The sequence below is a fragment of the Alphaproteobacteria bacterium genome (assembly GCA_017308135.1).
Lineage (GTDB): Bacteria > Pseudomonadota > Alphaproteobacteria > CACIAM-22H2 > CACIAM-22H2 > Tagaea.
Genome location: JAFKFM010000008.1, coordinates 561,396 through 577,405, shown reverse-complemented (window position 1 = coordinate 577,405; position 16,010 = coordinate 561,396). Strand labels below are relative to the sequence as shown.

Below are 16,010 nucleotides of genomic sequence, written 5' to 3'. Positions count from 1 at the left end.
CCGCCGTTCACTTCACGACCATGCGGTTCCATTGATCGACCCATTCGGGGATGTTCACCTTCGTGTAGTCGATATGAAGCTGCTGGGCCATTTGCTCGGGCTTTAGCTGCATCATCTTCGCGAAGACCGGATCTTCGCCCATCCGTTGGATCGCCTTGGTATTGACGGGCACGACGCCGCCGACGATCGAGAACGTGAGCTGATAGTCCGCATCGACATACTGGTTCAGGAACCAAGTGGCGGCCGCTTCGTTGGGCGTGCCCTTGATGACGCCGAGCCAGCCGTCCTTCGACACGCCGGTTGTTTTCGCATTGATCGTCGGATGCACGGCCGCGACGGGCTGGCCTTGCTTGAACGTGCGCAAGCACCAGCCGGTATGCGCCACAGCGGCGACGATATCCCCGCTTTGGAACGACAATACGACTTGATCGCCCTGCGCCCAGAACTTCAGCGTCTTGAGGCTCTTGATCAGTTCGACGCCGGGTGCCACGTTCTTCTCGTCGCCGCCGGCGGCGTAGGCCATCGCGCCGAACCCGGCCAGCCCACCGCCCGAATTGATGTCGGGGATCATGACCTTGCCGACCAGTGCGGGATTGGCGAGATCCTTGTAGGTCGTCGGCGCGGGAAGGCCGAGTTCCTTGTACTTGTCGACGTTGTAGCAAATGCCTTCCTGCGTCGCCCAAGAGGCGATGAGCATTTTTTGCTTCTGGAAATCGCTCAGATACTGCCCATTCGGAATTTTGGAGTAGTCGATCGGGAGCAGGAAGTCGGTCTTGGCGAAATCGCCGGTTTGCGCGTCGAGGATTTCCATCACGTCGAAGGGCGGCCGGCCGCGCGCGGCGATCAGCTTGGCGAAGTTCACCTGCGGACTGCCGGTGATGAATTCCAGCTTGCCGCCGAGCGCCGCAAATTTCGGCGACAATTCCTTATCCATGATGTCGCGCCACACGCCGCCGAACGTGGCGACGCGCAGGGTCACGCCGTCGAAGCGTTGTTGCGCCGACAGCGGCGAAGCGGCGAGTGTGGCGACGGCAAACGCAGCTGCGGAAAGGCGGAGGAAGTTACCGAGTATCGATGGCATCTTGGGACTCCTCGTCGTTGGGTGCGGGAAAAGGGGAGAGCGGCGATCAGCGACGCCCGGTGCCGCCGATCCGCAGCAAGGTCTCGAGACCGACCACGCGTTGGACGAGCAGCATCAAGGCGAAGCAGAAGATGATGACGAGCGTGGCCGAGGCCAGGATCGTGGGGCTGAAATTCTGTTCGAGCCCCATGAATATCTCGACCGGATAGGTCATGTAGCCAGGGGCCGACAGGAAGATCGAAATCGGCACGTCGCCGAACGACACCATGAAGGCGTAAAGCGCACCGGCGTAGAGACCGGGCATGATGAGCGGCAGCGTCACGCGCCGGAACGTGCGCAGGGGCGTGGCCCCAAGGCTCGCCGCCGCTTCTTCCAATCTTCCGTCGAAGCGTTGCAGGATCGCCGTGACCGTGCCGACGACGTACGGGGTCGCGACGAAGCAATGCGCGACGGCGAGGCCGACGAAACTGCCCGATAGGTCGAGGTCGAGCGCGTCGCCGACGGCGTAGACGAGTTGCAGAAACGTGATGCCGATGACGACGGTCGGGATTTGCAAGGGTGCCCGGAAAATCGCGGCCAGGAGGCCCTTGCCCGGCAGGCGGCTGCGCACCAGACCGAAGGCGGCAGGTACGCCCAGAACGACGCCGACGGTCGCGGACAGGAAGGCAAGCTTCAGGCTCAACAGGATCGAATGGAATTGCGAGGCCGGAATTTCCCAATAGCGCGCGAGCGTGAAACTCGTCGGCGGAAAGGAAATGGCGCCGTATTGCGACGACGCGTTGAGCGAAGCACCCATCACGATGATGGTCGGAGCGTGGAGGAACAGATAGGCGAACACGACCACCGACCACAGCAGGGTCTGGCCGACCGGCGTTTCCAGGCGCCACCACAGGCGCTTGAACGGCGATTTGGAGATCATGCGATCACCTTTCGGCCCGCGCGCATCCGGCGCATCAGGAAGATCGAGAGCAGATTGACGGCGATGACCGCGAATAGCAGCAACGCGGCGAGCGTGGCGGCCATGGAGTATTTCACCTCCATCATGATCGTGCGCTGGATCAGGATCGGCAGCGTCATGACCTTGCCGCCGCCGATCAGCGCCGCCGAGGTGAAGGCCCCCATGCACATGTTGAAGATCATTAATCCGCCGACGGAGATGCCCGGCAGGCAGAGCGGCAGCAACACGCGACGCGCGACGCGCAAGCGGTTGGCGCCCAGCGCTTGCGCGGCTTCCTCGTAGGAGCGTGGTATCGTCTGCACAACGCTGTAGAGCAGTAGGACGGCGAAGCCGAGCGTGAATTGCATCAGACCGACGACGACGCCGCCTTCCGAGCCGAGAAGGACGACCGGCTCGCCCACGATTCCCAGCGCCAAGAGCGTGCGGTTCATGAAGCCGTTGCTGGCGAACAGGATCATCAGCCCGAACACCTTGATCACGATGGTGATGAAGGTCGACGCGACGATGCCCGCCAGCAGCAGCATCGCCCAGCGCGAGCGCAAACGCGCGATCACGTAGGCGACGGGGAAAGCGAGCAGCATCGTGCCGATCGTCGCCATCGCCGAGACCTTCACCGTGATCCACAGGCATTTGAGATAGAATGAATCGGTGAAGACGCGCAGATAGTTCGAGATCTCCCATTCGGTGCCGGTGCGGCCGTAACCGAGATCGCGATGCAGGCTGCCTTCGATGAATAGGCCGAGCGATGCGACCAGCAGAACGACGAACACGATCAGCGACGGGACCAGCATCAACGCCCAGACGCGGCTGTCGCCTTCGTCGCCCGGCGTCGCTTTGCGCCGCAGGAAGGCGAAGTTGAGCGGTTTGAAGCGGGGTGCGCGCGGGGCGGCGATGTCGGTCGGCATGAACTAGGCTCCCGCCGGTGCGAAAAAGGCCGGAGCGGAAGGCGGAACTTCATTCGCGAGTTCCTGGCCCGCGCGCCAGCGTTCGATGTTCGCGACGCAAAGTGCGGCCAGCTGCTTGCCGACCTTGCCGTCGTCGTAGCCCGCGACATGCGGCGAGATGATCGCGTTCTCGAACACCCAAAGCGGGCTCGACGCGGGCAAGGGTTCTTCGGCCGCCACGTCGGTCGCGAAGCCGCGCGGACGACCGGCCCTCATGGCATCGACCAGGGCCGCTTGATCGACAATCTCTCCGCGCGCCACGTTCACCAGAAACGCGCCGGGCTTCAAAACGGCGAGTTCGTCACGACCGATCAGATGTCGCGTCGCAGGGGAGAGCGGGAGCGCCAATACGATCGCATCGGCTTGGGCGAGTTCGGCGCGCAATGCGTCGGTCCCGGCGATCCGTTCCACGTTCTCGTGCGCCGCCGGTTCGCGTGTGCGGCTGGCGATGCCCGCGACACGCATGCCGAAGGCCTTCGCAAGGCCGGCGACGGCACGACCGATGGCGCCCAAACCCACGACCAGCAGATTATTGCCGGTTAGCGAAACCATGTCCGCGCCCAAGCCCGGGCGATCCCAGGCCGCACGTTGGCGTTGGCGTTCGAGGCGCGGGACTTGGCGGGCGAGGGCGAGCAGCAACGCCATCGCGTGTTCGGCGACGGTCGGCGCCCAGATGTCGCCGCTGGTGGAAAGGCGCAACCCCGGCCGCACGCCGTGGCGCGTGAAAGCATCGGCGCCCGAGGAGACGGATTGAATCATCCGCAACGTCGGCGACGCGGCGCAAGCGCTGGCGATCGTCGCGGTGTAGCGGCTGTTTTGCGTGATCAGGATTTCGGAGCGCGCGAGATGGGCCGGCATCGCCGCGGGATCGTTCTCGACGACGACGGCCGCACCTTGCAGTCCGGCGCAGCGCGCGGCGATCGCTTGCGCCGAGTTGTCGACATGCACGGTAACGCGCAAATTCATGCCGTCGGCCTTTGCAGGCGTTGCGTACGACGTGCCGGCGAAGGGAAGGAAACGGGCGGCATACAAATGAGATAGCAAGCGTTATGCCATCGGTAATTCATAATGCAATTTTCGGATTTACTCGATTTATCATGATGGTATGAGGCTTGTAATTGCCTGATTCGGGGCAGGATCGACGGCTATCGTTTATTTTTTGGACGGTATGTTCGCCACGAACCCATCCGGCGGCGTCGTGGTGACGACTTCCGGATCGTCGTAGCGGACGAGGTCGTCGAGATGGCGCGCGGAGTCCTCCAGGAAAAGGTTGCGCAGCACACCGGCAACCAAACGCGGCGTGCCGTATTTCATGCCCGAGATCGACGCGGCCGCGTGGCCCATACTGATATTGGCGCCGGCGGTGAAGTTGTGGATGTGCCGCAGATAAGGTGCCGTGCCGGGCGTCTTCTCCTGGTATTCGAAGGCGGGGCCGAGATAGGCCTCGCTCGCGAGTTGTTCGTCCTCCTCGCCCGGCGGAGGGGTGAAGCGATCGCGCCACAGCGCGATATCGTCGGCGATCAAGGTAAGCTCGGGCCGGCAATGCGGGTCGCTGATCAGGCCGGTGCCGAGGATCAGAAAATCGAACTCGAACAATCCCTTCGGCGTGCGAATTGCGACGGTTTCGCCCCGCATTTCCGCGTCGAGCCAGGCCGCCCCGGCATGCATGGCGAAATTCGCATGCGACGTGCAGCGCCACACGGTGTCTTGCGGCGGGGGGGCACGCATGCGCTGAATCTGGCGGCTGAACATCCAGCGCTCGAGCGGGGGCAGGTCGGCGTAGAACGCGACGAAGCCCGAGTATTCAATCCAGCGCTTGTGGTTGATGCGCGGAAGATCCGGTTGGCGGAAACATAGATCCACGCTCGCCGCACCGGTGTTGAGCGCCACGAACGCGTTGTCGAACGCGGATGCGCCGGCACCCAGCACGCCCACGCGCTTGCCGCGCAGTGCCGCGAAATCGATCCGGTCGGCGGTGTGGGCGTATTTGTCCTTCGGCAAGCCCGCGACGAGATTGGGAATAAACCAGCGCCCGCCGCCTTCGATGCCCGTGGCGAGGATCACTTTGCGCGCCCGGATTGCGGCGCCATCGCGGGTTTCGACCAGGATCGAATTTCCCTGCGGTCGCAACAGCGTAACCTCGACGTCGTTGCGCACCGGCAGGTCTAGAACGCGGCGATACCAGACGAGATATTCCTGCCAGGTTTCGCGCGGAAACTTGGTCATCTCGTCCCATGCCGGCCGGCCGAACCGCGCCTCGAACCACGCGCGCGGCGTGAGATTCGGCATGCCGAAATCCAGGCCGCTCGATTGTTTGGGCGTGCGCAATGTGGGCATGCGCGCGAAATTGGTCCATGGACCTTCGCTGCCGCGCGGATTGCGGTCGAGCACAATGATGTTGTCGACTTTTTCGCGCAGCAAGCCGAACGCCGCGGCCAATCCGCTTTGGCCGCCGCCGACGATGACGACGTCGAAGCTCGGCGTCGGCCCCGGCGGGTGGGCCGGCATCCATCGGCGGTTCGGATAGTCGAGGAACTCGAGTTCCAAACGGATGCGTCGTTCCAGTTCGTCTAGATCCATGCGGCGCCTCCGATATCGACGTCCGCCAAGCATCATTCGTGCCGCCGCCGGAACGGCCTTGTCGATTCATGTTTTCATGAGCGGCGTTCAGTTTTTTTGACGCCGCTATCTGGACCGTGGCTTGCAAGATCCGCCGGTATGGAGGGCCGCGGGATGCGCCGCGACAGTTTCGACTACATCGTCGTCGGCGCCGGGTCGGCCGGATGCGCGATCGCGAACCGGCTGTCGGCGGATCCGGCCTGCGAGGTGCTGCTCGTCGAGAACGGTCCGCGCGGCGGCAGTTGGAAACTGCGAATGCCGATCGCCGCGCGCGGCGTGTTTCGCGGCGCGACGCCTTTCGCGGTCGAGTACCTGACGGAGCCGCAACCGAATTTAGACGGACGGCGGATCGCGCATCCGCGCGGCCGCGTGCTCGGCGGATCGTCGTCGATCAACGGCATGGTGTTCGCGACCGGCCATCCGGGCGATTACGACGATTGGGCGGCGAACGGCGCGCCAGGCTGGCGCTTCGAAGACGTGGCGCCCGTGTTCAAACGCTTGGAGAATTTCCACGGACCCGCGACCGCTCTGCGCGGTCGGGAAGGCCCCGTTCACGTCCATCCCGCCGGCCCGCTAGGCGAACTCGCGCGCGCCTTTTTGCGAGCCGGGCGCGAAGCCGGCCATCCGTTCGCCGAGGATATCAACGGCGCAAGCCGGGAAGGGTTTTGCGTCTTTGACATCAACGTCAACAAAGGTACGCGCGCGAGCGCTGCCCAAGCCTATCTCGATCCGGTTCGCGCGCGCGGCAATCTGTCGATCCTGACCGGTGCCTTGACGACGCGGATCGCGATCGTGAAAGGCCGTGCCGCCGGGATCGAGATTGCGCTCGGCGGCGAAACGCGAAGGCTCGCGGCGCGGCAGGAGGTCGTCATTTGCGGCGGCGTCTTCGGCTCGCCGCAGCTTCTGATGCTATCGGGGATCGGTCCGGCGGACGCGCTCTCCCGGATCGGGGCGCGGCCCGTGCACGATCTGCCCGGTGTGGGCGAGAACTTACACGACCATCTCCATATCGGCATCCAATTCGAAACGCCGCTTCCCGTTTCGTATAATGCGTTGATGGCCCCGCACCGCATGCTGCGCGCGGGTGCGGATTGGTTTTTGTTTAAGCGCGGAATCGCAGCGAAACCGGTTTTACAGACGGGTGCGTTTCTGCGCTCGCGGCCGGAACTGACGCGGCCCGATACGCAACTCCATTTCTTTCCCGTTCTGATGAAGGACGGCGCGCCGGTCAAAGGCCACCACGGCTTCAAGGTCATCGCGGAGCCGAGCCGCCCGAGATCGCGCGGCAGGTTGCGGTTGCGTTCGGCCGATCCCGCCCGAGCGCCCGCGATCGATCCCGCGTATCTGTCGAACGAATACGATCGCGTCGCGATGCGGCGCGCTTTCGAGATGGCGATGGATACGATGATCCGCCCGGCCTTCGCGCCGTATCGCGCGCATCTTGTCGAGCCGGCGGAGATTCCGCGATCGTCGGCCGAACTCGATGCCTATATCGCCCGTGCGGCGTCGACATCCTATCACCCTTGCGGCACGTGCCGTATGGGCGAGGACGCCAGCGCCGTTGTCGATTCACGTTTGCGGGTGAGGGGGATCGACGCATTGCGCGTCGCCGACGCGTCGGTCATGCCGACGATCGCGAGCTCGAATCTAAACGCGCCGACAATGATGATCGGTGAACGAGCGGCGGATTTCATTTTGGGAACGCGCAATACGGGAGGTCCGGTTTGACGCACGGGGATAGAGGGGAGATGAGGCTGTTTTATTTCGCCGGAGGCACCATCGTCTTTGGCGCTATGGCGGCGTTGATCGGCAAGAACGTACTTAGCACCTACTTTTTGCTGCTGTTGTTTGTCGTCCTACCGGCATTGGTGATCGCATATGTTTTTCGATATCGGCGACAATCGAATGCGATCGAGGCGGCGCTTGAACAGCTTAGGTCCGAAAAAGGGCCATTTGCGTTTGAAGTGCCGAGCCGACCAGCGCTTCTGGTCGACGAAAGTTCCGGAACGATGTTTGTGGTCGGGCCGATCCAAGGCGATAGCGACGCCGTAAAAGTGCTCGAGCTTGATTTCGCCGATATCGCTCAGATCGAAGCCAAGCGGTTCGATTCTTTGGAAATCGATGAGCGCAATATTCTTGCAGATAAAGAAAAATGGCAGCTATGGCTCACGACGAAGAACGCCGATCACCCGATAATTCGCTTGAATATTGGCAACAATGAGTCCGAAGCGCTCGAACTCCGCAACAAATTATCAGCGTCTCTTTAAGCATTGAGAAGCTGATAGTCGGCGATAAAAATGGAATATTTAAATATTAAATAACAATTGCAAAAGTTGGCGTGCCGTCGGTGACGAAGACGATAACTGCTGGATGCTGGCCGCTTCGCGATCGGGAATGAGTCGAAGCGTCGTCGGCGGCGAACGTCCCAGAGATGTGGCTTTGCGATAGCGCGCTCGCTCGGGCGGCGCGAGGCGAGCGTTTGCATCGCAGGCGTCGCGCGGGCGCTCGATCCTCGGCAGTCTCAAAAATGGATGTTCAAGCCGCGCCTGGGGTTTTGTGAGCGAATTTGCGCAATCATGGGCCAAAACAGGTTGACAGACTCTTTGCCTAAACCTATAAATCGATAATCGATAAACAATAATTCACGGCAATGAGCGCCATTCGGGAAACGCCCGCCCCAGAGACGGTTATCGAGCGCGTCGAGCTGCGCATCTTTTCCTTCCCAATGGAAAACGTGGCCGACGGCATCGATTTGCCCGGCGCGCGCAGCAAGCGGGTGCGCTTGGCCGTGCGGCTTTGGACCGCCGATGGCGCCGTGGGCGAATATGTCGGCGGGAACGACACGATGTTCGGTCAGGCCCGCATCGTGGCGCGCAAGATGCCGGGCTATGGCTGTTTCGAGCGCGAGCGCTTCTACGAGGATATGAAGCGCGACCTGCGCAAAACCGACCGCATGGGCGTGGGCGTCTTCGACAGCGCGCTATGGGATCTCGCCGGCAAGCGTTTGGGCTGTTCGGTGAGCGAACTTCTCGGCGGCAGCCGCGGCCGTTTACCGGCCTATGCCAGCACCTGGCATGGCGGCGAGGGCGGCGGCCTGGACCAGCCCGAGCATTACGTCGCCTTCGCGCAGGAATGTTTCGAGATGGGCTATCGCGCCTTCAAGGTGCATGGCTGGAAGGACGGCGATCCGGCGATCGAATCGCGCAACGTGCGCCTGCTGGGCAAGTCGCTGGGCGACAAGATGCGCTTCATGCTCGATCCCGGTTGCTATCTGCGGACATTCGCCGACGCGCTGGATGTGGGACGCGCTTGCGACGACGCGAATTTCTATTGGTACGAAGACCCGATGGGCGAGGGCGGATTGGCAGCACACGCCCATCGCCGCCTGCGCGAAATGATTCGCACGCCGCTGCTGATCGGCGAGCATGTGCGCGGCCCCGAAGCGATGGCCAATCTTATCCTGGCCGACGGCACGGATTTCGTGCGTGCCGATCCCGATTTCGACATGGGCATCACGGGCGCGATGAAGATCGCGCATCTGGCCGAAGCGCTGGGCCTGGATGTCGAGTTGCACGCGCCCGGCCCCGCGCAACGCGCCTGCATGTCGGCGATCCGCAACAGCAACTACTACGAATTGTCGATGGTCGGCCCGTCGCGCGGCTGCTTCACCGGCGATTTTTACGTCTGCGGCTATTCGGACAAGCTCGACGCGGTGAGCGCCGACGGGTGCTTCCCCGTTCCGACGGGGCCGGGCCTCGGCGTGAAATACGACTGGGATTACATCGAGCGCCAAACGCTCGAAACCTACGAACACAGGCTCGCCGCATGACGACCCACGGATGCGAGATCGCCGCCATCGAGTGTTTCCACGTCGAATGGTCCGGGCCCAAACAATTCCCCGCGCGCAGCTCCTGGGTGCGCGTGCGCGACAAGGCCGGGCGCGCCGGGCTTGGCGAAGCCTCGCCGATGCTCGACAGCGCGTTGTCGCTGTCGTTCCTATCCGGCTACGTGGCGCCCGACCTGATCGGCGCCGACCCTTTCGACACGGCGGTCATCTATCAGCGCGCGCTCAACAAGGCGATGAAGTTGGGGCCGCACGGCATCGTCACGGCGGGGCTCGCGGCCCTCGATATCGCGCTCTGGGATCTCAAAGGCAAAATCGTCGGGCGGCCGATCTATGCGCTGCTCGGCGGCGCTTGGCGCAAGGAATTGCCGTTTTACGGGTCGATTGGCGGCCTTGGCAAAGTCTCGGTCGACGACATGCTGCGTGCGATCGACAAGCGCATGCAAGACGGCCCGGCCTTGATCAAAATCCGGATGGAACACGGGCGCGGCGAACGCGATCGCGACGTCGACGGCGATATCGCGAAGCTTCGCGCCGCGCGCCGGCATCTGGGTGCTTCGATGCGCTTGGCCTTCGACGCCAGCAACGGCTACTCGGTCGGCACGGCGATCCGTATTGGCCGCATCCTCGAGGACGAGGGCTATACTTGGTTCGAGGAACCGGTCGAGCACTATCATCTCGAGGCGCTCGAAACGGTTTCGCGCAAACTCGACATCCCCGTTTCGGCGGGCGAACAAAGTTATACGCTGCAGGACGTGGCGGCGTTGATCGACGCGGGCGTGTCGATCGTGCAACCGGATATCATCAAGATGGGCGGCTTCACGGGCATGCTGGAGTGCAAGGCGCTCGCGCTTGCGCATGGCGTCGATCTCGTGCCGCACCAAACGCAGCCCGCCATCGGGCACGCCGCCAATCTCCATTTCGTCGCGGCGCAGTTCCAATCGACGCAACCCTGCGAACTCAACGATCAAAGCGACCGGCAAAGCGCCGTGTTCTCCAAGTTTCCGCGTATCGACAAGGGACTCATCAAGCTCGGCGCCGATCCGGGGCTCGGGCTGGTTCTCGACGAAGCCAAACTCGCGCCGCTCGTGCGGCCGATCTAATCAAAAGCAAATTGGGAGGAAATCATGAAGGCAACTCGGCGTGACGTTATCAAAGCCGCGGCCGCGTCCGTGCTCGTTGCGGCAACCGGCGGCACGGCCGCCGCCCAGGCCCGGCCGGTGCGCGTGGCCGTCTCGGCGACCAACGTGTTCTCGCTCGATCCGCGTCGCAGCGTGCAGAATGCCGACCAGTTCTCGTCGCGGCAGGTTTTCGACGCGCTGCTCGATCCGCCCGACGGCACGTTCGAATTGTCGGCCGACAAGGTCGTGCGTTCGCTCGCCGAAAGCTGGGACGTGTCGGCCGACAGCAAGACCTGGACGCTGAAGCTTCGCGAAGGCGTGCAGTTCCACAAAGGCTTCGGCGAAATGACGTCGGACGACGTCAAATACACCTACGAAACGATGCTCGACCCGAAATGGGGTTCGCCGCAACGCATCTATCTGTCGGACGTCGATAGCGTGGAAGCCGTCGACAAGTATCGCGTCCGCTTCACGCTTAAGATTCCCAACCCGACCTTCCACGCCTCGGGCCTGATCTCGCTGATTGGCTCGATCGTGTCGCGCGCGGCCGCCGAAAAGTCGACGCCCGAAGCCTTCGCGCGCAATCCGGTCGGAACCGGCGCTTACGAGTTCGACCGCATCGATCCCGATCGCGGCGTCGTGTTGAAGGCGTTCGACAAGTATCACGGCGGCAAGCCCGCGATCGAACAGATCGAAATCCGCTACATGGCCGATCCCACGGCGCGCACGCTCGCCTTCATCAAGGGCGATCTCGATATCATCGAGGGCGCGCGCCTGCCGGGCTGGGTCGACCAGATCAAGCGCCAGAAGGCGGACGTCATCATCGACCAGACGATGCCGGGCAGCATCAACACCTTCTTCTTCAATATGGGCCGCAAGCCCTTCGACGATATCCGCGTGCGCAAGGCGCTGCGCTACGGCATCGACCGCAACATCCTGGTCAAGGCCTTCGGCGGCATGGCGGGTGCTGCCTGGGGCATCAATCCGCCCGACTTCCCCGGCGGCTTCAAGGAGAACGAGCTGCCGGAGGAACTGCGCTATCACCACGATCCGCGCAAGGCCAAGGCGCTGCTGAATGAAGCCGGCCTCGGCAACGGCTTCAAATTCGAGATCATCATGACGCAGCGCGAGGATTATTCCTCGATCATGCTGATGGTGCAGGACATGTGGCGGTCGATCGGCGTCGATATGTCGATCCGCACGATCGACCATACCACCTACCATTCCGAGAAGGACAAGGACGTCAACGCCGTCGTCCTGCATTCGGAAACCTTCGCGCCGGTCTCGACGCAGATCCCGATGGCCTATTATCACAGCGCCGCCGAGGTCCGCACGGACGGGAAGGGCAACAAGAACTATAGCCATTACGGTTCGATCGGCGGCAAGGGCGTCGACGATCTGCTCAATGCCGCGATGGCCGAGCCCAATCTGGAACGCCGCCAGAATCTGGTCCGGGACGCGGAGCTCAAGATCCTGACCGATCTGCCGGCCTTCACGATCTGCACGCTGGGCTTCGTCTACGCGCGCAATCCGCGTCTGCAGCTCGGCTTCGACGTGAAGGCGGGTTATGCGCGTTACCGTCTGGCGAAGGCGCGCTTCGTCTCGTGATGGGATCGGTCATCGCCCGCCTGGGAAAGTACGGACGTCTCGTTCCGGCCGCCCGCATCGCCGACGCGCTGATCACGGTGTTTCTCGTGCTCTGCTTCGTGTTCGTGGCGATGCGGGTGCTGCCGGGCGATCCGGCGGTGACCGCACTCGGCGACAATGCGAGTCCCGAACAGCTCCAAATCTTTCGGGAGCGGTTCGGGCTCGACAAGCCGTTGTGGCAGCAATTCATCCAGTTCTTCGTGAATATCGCGACACTCGATCTCGGCACCTCGCTGATCTCGGGGCAAAGCATCGCGCGGATGCTGGCGACCAATCTTCCCTACACGATCGAGCTGTCGCTGGCGGCAATGGCGATCGGCATGGCGATCGGCGTGCCGACGGGCGTCGTCTCGGCCACGCGGCGCGGCGGCGCGGTCGACTACGCCGCGCGGTTCCTCGCGCTTGCGGGGTTCTGCATCCCCGATTTCTTCCTGGGCGCGCTGATTCTAATCGTCTTCGGCCTCAAACTCGATCTGCTGCCGATCATGGGCGGCGGCACGGATTTCGCCGACCGCGTGAAGCATCTTGTGCTGCCGGCGATGACCTTGGGCTTCATCATGGCCGCTTTCACCAGCCGTCTGACGCGTTCGGCGCTGCTCGAAGTTCTGCGGCGCGACTATGTGCGCACCGCCCGCGCCAAAGGCGTGCCCGAGCGTTACGTCATCTACAAGCACGCTTTGCGTAACGCCCTGATCCCGGTCGTCACGGGCTTCGGCATTTACATTCTGACGATGCTGTCCGGTTCGATCGCGATCGAGCTCGTTTTCGCGCGGCCGGGCGTGGGCAGCGTGCTGGTCAACGCGATCTCGTCGCGCGATTACCCGACGGTTCAAGCAACGCTCCTCGTTTTCGCCATGTTCGTCGTCGGTGTGAATTTCGCGATGGATCTCATCTACATTTTGATCGACCCGCGCTTGCGGAGAACCGGCCGATGAGTGCCGCACCCGCCGCGACCCCGGTCGCGATCGCCAGCAATCCCTGGCGCGACTTCATCCGTCAGCCTGTGACGCTGATCGGCGTCGTGGTCATCGCGCTGTTCGTTACGATGGCGATCTTGGCGCCGTGGATCGCGCCCTACGATCCGCTGAAGCAGAACATCCTGATGATGAGCCGCGCGCCGTCGGACGCCAATTGGTTCGGCACAGACCGTTTCGGCCGCGATATCCTGTCGCGCGTGCTGCACGGCGCGCGCCCGTCGCTGGCGCTGGGCATCACGGCGCCGCTGCTTGCCGGTGTATTCGGTACGATCATCGGCATGCTGGCGGGCTACTTCGGCGGCATCGTCGATCGAATCACCGGCCGCATCAGCGACGTGCTGATGGCGTTCCCGGCCTTGTTGATCGGCATCATGATCGCGGCCGCGCTCGGGCCGGGTTTCTCGAATCTCGTCGTCGCGATCGCTTTCGCGTTCCTGCCGCGCTTCATCCGCGTGGCCCGCGCCTCCACGATGTCGATCAAGGCCGAGCCCTATATCGATGCCGCGATCGCCGCCGGGCAGAAGCCGTGGCGCATCCTGCTGCGTCATGTTCTGCCGAACATCTCAGGCCCGTTGGTCGTCGTCGCCACGCTCTGGGTCGCGACCGCGATCCGCATCGAAGCGACGCTCAGCTTCCTGGGCCTCGGCACGCAGCCGCCGTCGCCGAGCTGGGGCAACATCATCCGTGACGGTTTGACGGAAATTTTGGTTTCGCCGTGGTCGGTCGTGACCGCCGGGCTTGCGGTCACCGCCTGCGTGCTCGCCTTCAACATGGTGGGCGACGCGATCCGCGACATCCTCGATCCGGAGTCGCGGGAATGAGCAACGTCGCGGGGCAGGGGCCGATCCTGTCGGTCCGCAATCTCGTCGTCGAATTCGCGACGCGGTCGGGCACGATCCGCGCGGTCGACGACATCAGTTTCGATGTGCCGCGCGGCGGCTGCGTGGGCATCGTCGGCGAGTCCGGGTCGGGCAAGAGCGTCACCGCGCTCGCCGTCATGCGGTTGCTGGCCGAACCTAACGGCCGCATTGCGAGCGGGTCGGTGCTGCTCGACGGCGTGGATATCGCGCGGCTGTCGCAGGCGGAGATGCAGCGCCGCCGGGGCCGGGAACTCGCGATGGTGTTCCAGGAACCGATGACGTCGCTCAATCCGGTCTTTCCGGTCGGCGATCAGATCGCCGAAGCGATCCAGCTGCATATGAATCTCGGCCGCCGTGCGTCGCGCCGCCAAGCGGTCGATGCGCTGGCGCTGGTCGGCATCCCCGATCCGGAACGCCGCGCGGACAATTATCCGCACGAATTGTCCGGCGGGATGCGTCAACGCGTGATGATCGCGATGGCGCTGGCTTGCGAACCGAAACTGCTGATCGCCGACGAGCCGACGACGGCGCTGGACGTCACGATCCAGGCGCAGATCCTGGATCTGCTGCGCAATCTGCGGGGCCGGTTGTCGACCGCCATCGTGATGATCACGCACGATCTGGGCGTGGTCGCGGAGATCGCGGACGAGGTATTGGTCATGTATGCGGGCCGGATCGTCGAACAGCGCGAGGTGAATGCGATCTTCGCGCAGCCCGCGCATCCTTATACGGAAGGCTTGCTGCGCTCGATCCCGCGTCTGGACGATCCGCGCGATCGGCTGGAGCAGATTCCCGGCGCCGTGCCCAATCCTTTGGAGCGCCCGACGGGATGCCGGTTCAATCCGCGTTGCGATCAGGTCCGCGATATCTGCAGAACGCGCGAGCCGGCATCGTTTTCCACGTCAGACGGTGGCGCCACGATGTGCTGGCGGCAAATCGGGTTCGTGGCACCGGCGGAGGGCGTGCGATGAGTGCCGCACCGCTTCTCGACGTTCAAGACGTTTCCAAAGTCTATGGCGGCGGCGGATTGCTGGGCGGCCGCGCGGGAATCCACGCGGTCGATAAAGTCTCCTTCGCGATGGCGCATGGCGAAACGCTGGCGCTGGTCGGCGAGTCCGGCTGCGGCAAGACGACGACGGCGCGGATGGTCGTGCGCTTGCTCGACCCGACATCGGGCCGGATCATATTCGACGGCGTCGATCTCGCGTCGCTGGGGGCGGCCGAGTTGCGCGAGGCGCGGCGCCATTTCCAGATCGTGTTCCAGGATCCTTTCGCCTCGCTCAGTCCGCGCGAGCGCATCTTGGACATCGTCGGCGAGCCGCTTCAGGCGCATGGCGTGTGCCGCACGCGCGCGGAATTGAAGGACCGCGTGGTCGAATTGCTGGAACAAGTCGGCCTCAATGCCGGGCATATCGATCGGTTCCCGCATCAATTCTCCGGCGGGCAGCGTCAACGCATCGGTATCGCGCGCGGCATCGCGCTCAATCCCAAACTCGTCGTCGCGGACGAGCCCGTTTCCGCGCTCGACGTGTCGGTGCAAAGCCAGGTCATCAATCTGCTGCAGGATCTGCAGGCGAAGCTCGGCATCGCCTATCTGATCGTCGCGCACGATCTGGCGGTCGTGCGGCACATCGCACGGCGCGTGGCGGTGATGTATCTCGGCCGAATCGTCGAGCTTGCGGACAAGGACAGCTTGTTCGCCCGGCCGCATCATCCTTATACGCAAGCGCTGATCTCGGCCGCACCCGTTCCCGATCCGCAGCGGCGCAACAAGCGGATCGTGCTGACCGGCGACGTGCCGAGCCCCGCGCGCGTGCCGTCGGGCTGCCGATTCCATCCGCGCTGCCCGATCGCGCAGGATATTTGCCGAAAAGTCGATCCGGCGCTGAACGTCGCGGCGCCTGGGCATGCCGTCGCGTGCCATTTCGCCAAGCCGTCGCCCATTCCGGTCGATTGAGA

14 protein-coding genes are annotated in these 16,010 nt (G+C 63.5%); 9 read left to right on the top strand and 5 right to left on the bottom strand.

The features are described from left to right. Positions 1 to 7: 7 nt before the first annotated feature. The 5 genes from J0H39_11045 to J0H39_11025 all read right to left on the bottom strand — a co-directional run bounded on the left by J0H39_11045 (position 8) and on the right by J0H39_11025 (position 5,563). The gene (locus J0H39_11045) at positions 8 to 1,081 is read right to left on the bottom strand and encodes an extracellular solute-binding protein (protein ID MBN9497278.1); all 1,074 of its coding nucleotides are present in this window, start codon (positions 1,079 to 1,081) and stop codon (positions 8 to 10) included. Between the two features lie 46 nt (positions 1,082 to 1,127). Then, the gene (locus J0H39_11040; protein ID MBN9497277.1) at positions 1,128 to 2,000 is read right to left on the bottom strand and encodes an ABC transporter permease; all 873 of its coding nucleotides are present in this window, start codon (positions 1,998 to 2,000) and stop codon (positions 1,128 to 1,130) included. Then, positions 1,997 to 2,944: an ABC transporter permease gene (locus tag J0H39_11035; GenBank protein MBN9497276.1), complete on the bottom strand. Its 948-nt coding sequence runs from the start codon at positions 2,942 to 2,944 to the stop codon at positions 1,997 to 1,999. The genes J0H39_11040 and J0H39_11035 overlap by 4 nt, the downstream gene beginning before the upstream one ends. A gap of 3 nt (positions 2,945 to 2,947) precedes the next feature. Further along, a complete protein-coding gene (locus J0H39_11030) occupies positions 2,948 to 3,949 on the bottom strand; it encodes a D-2-hydroxyacid dehydrogenase (GenBank protein ID MBN9497275.1) in 1,002 nt (333 codons plus the stop codon). A 186-nt stretch (positions 3,950 to 4,135) separates the two neighbouring features. Next, entirely contained in the window at positions 4,136 to 5,563 is a 1,428-nt protein-coding gene (locus J0H39_11025; protein MBN9497274.1) for an NAD(P)/FAD-dependent oxidoreductase, read from the bottom strand. Positions 5,564 to 5,716: 153 nt separating this feature from the next. Between J0H39_11025 and J0H39_11020 the strand changes: the two genes are divergently transcribed. The 9 genes from J0H39_11020 to J0H39_10980 all read left to right on the top strand — a co-directional run bounded on the left by J0H39_11020 (position 5,717) and on the right by J0H39_10980 (position 16,008). Next, entirely contained in the window at positions 5,717 to 7,330 is a 1,614-nt protein-coding gene (locus J0H39_11020) for a GMC family oxidoreductase N-terminal domain-containing protein (protein ID MBN9497273.1), read from the top strand. Between the two features lie 20 nt (positions 7,331 to 7,350). Continuing rightward, on the top strand, positions 7,351 to 7,869 hold the full coding sequence (locus tag J0H39_11015; GenBank protein MBN9497272.1) for a hypothetical protein: 519 nt from the start codon (positions 7,351 to 7,353) through the stop codon (positions 7,867 to 7,869). A 383-nt stretch (positions 7,870 to 8,252) separates the two neighbouring features. Then, on the top strand, positions 8,253 to 9,431 hold the full coding sequence (locus J0H39_11010) for a mandelate racemase (GenBank protein MBN9497271.1): 1,179 nt from the start codon (positions 8,253 to 8,255) through the stop codon (positions 9,429 to 9,431). Beyond that, a complete protein-coding gene (locus tag J0H39_11005; protein MBN9497270.1) occupies positions 9,428 to 10,549 on the top strand; it encodes a mandelate racemase/muconate lactonizing enzyme family protein in 1,122 nt (373 codons plus the stop codon). Before J0H39_11010 ends, J0H39_11005 begins: the two co-directional genes overlap by 4 nt. Positions 10,550 to 10,573: 24 nt before the next feature. Beyond that, positions 10,574 to 12,175: an ABC transporter substrate-binding protein gene (locus J0H39_11000; GenBank protein ID MBN9497269.1), complete on the top strand. Its 1,602-nt coding sequence runs from the start codon at positions 10,574 to 10,576 to the stop codon at positions 12,173 to 12,175. Beyond that, a complete protein-coding gene (locus J0H39_10995; protein ID MBN9497268.1) occupies positions 12,175 to 13,149 on the top strand; it encodes an ABC transporter permease in 975 nt (324 codons plus the stop codon). The genes J0H39_11000 and J0H39_10995 overlap by 1 nt, the downstream gene beginning before the upstream one ends. Continuing rightward, positions 13,146 to 14,012, top strand: a complete 867-nt coding sequence (locus J0H39_10990) for an ABC transporter permease (GenBank protein ID MBN9497267.1) — start codon at positions 13,146 to 13,148, stop codon at positions 14,010 to 14,012. The genes J0H39_10995 and J0H39_10990 overlap by 4 nt, the downstream gene beginning before the upstream one ends. After that, complete coding sequence (locus J0H39_10985) at positions 14,009 to 15,022, top strand: ABC transporter ATP-binding protein (GenBank protein ID MBN9497266.1); 1,014 nt, start codon at positions 14,009 to 14,011, stop codon at positions 15,020 to 15,022. Before J0H39_10990 ends, J0H39_10985 begins: the two co-directional genes overlap by 4 nt. Next, positions 15,019 to 16,008 (top strand): ATP-binding cassette domain-containing protein, encoded by a 990-nt coding sequence (locus J0H39_10980; protein ID MBN9497265.1) that lies wholly within the window; start codon positions 15,019 to 15,021, stop codon positions 16,006 to 16,008. Before J0H39_10985 ends, J0H39_10980 begins: the two co-directional genes overlap by 4 nt. The last annotated feature ends 2 nt before the right edge of the window (positions 16,009 to 16,010 follow it).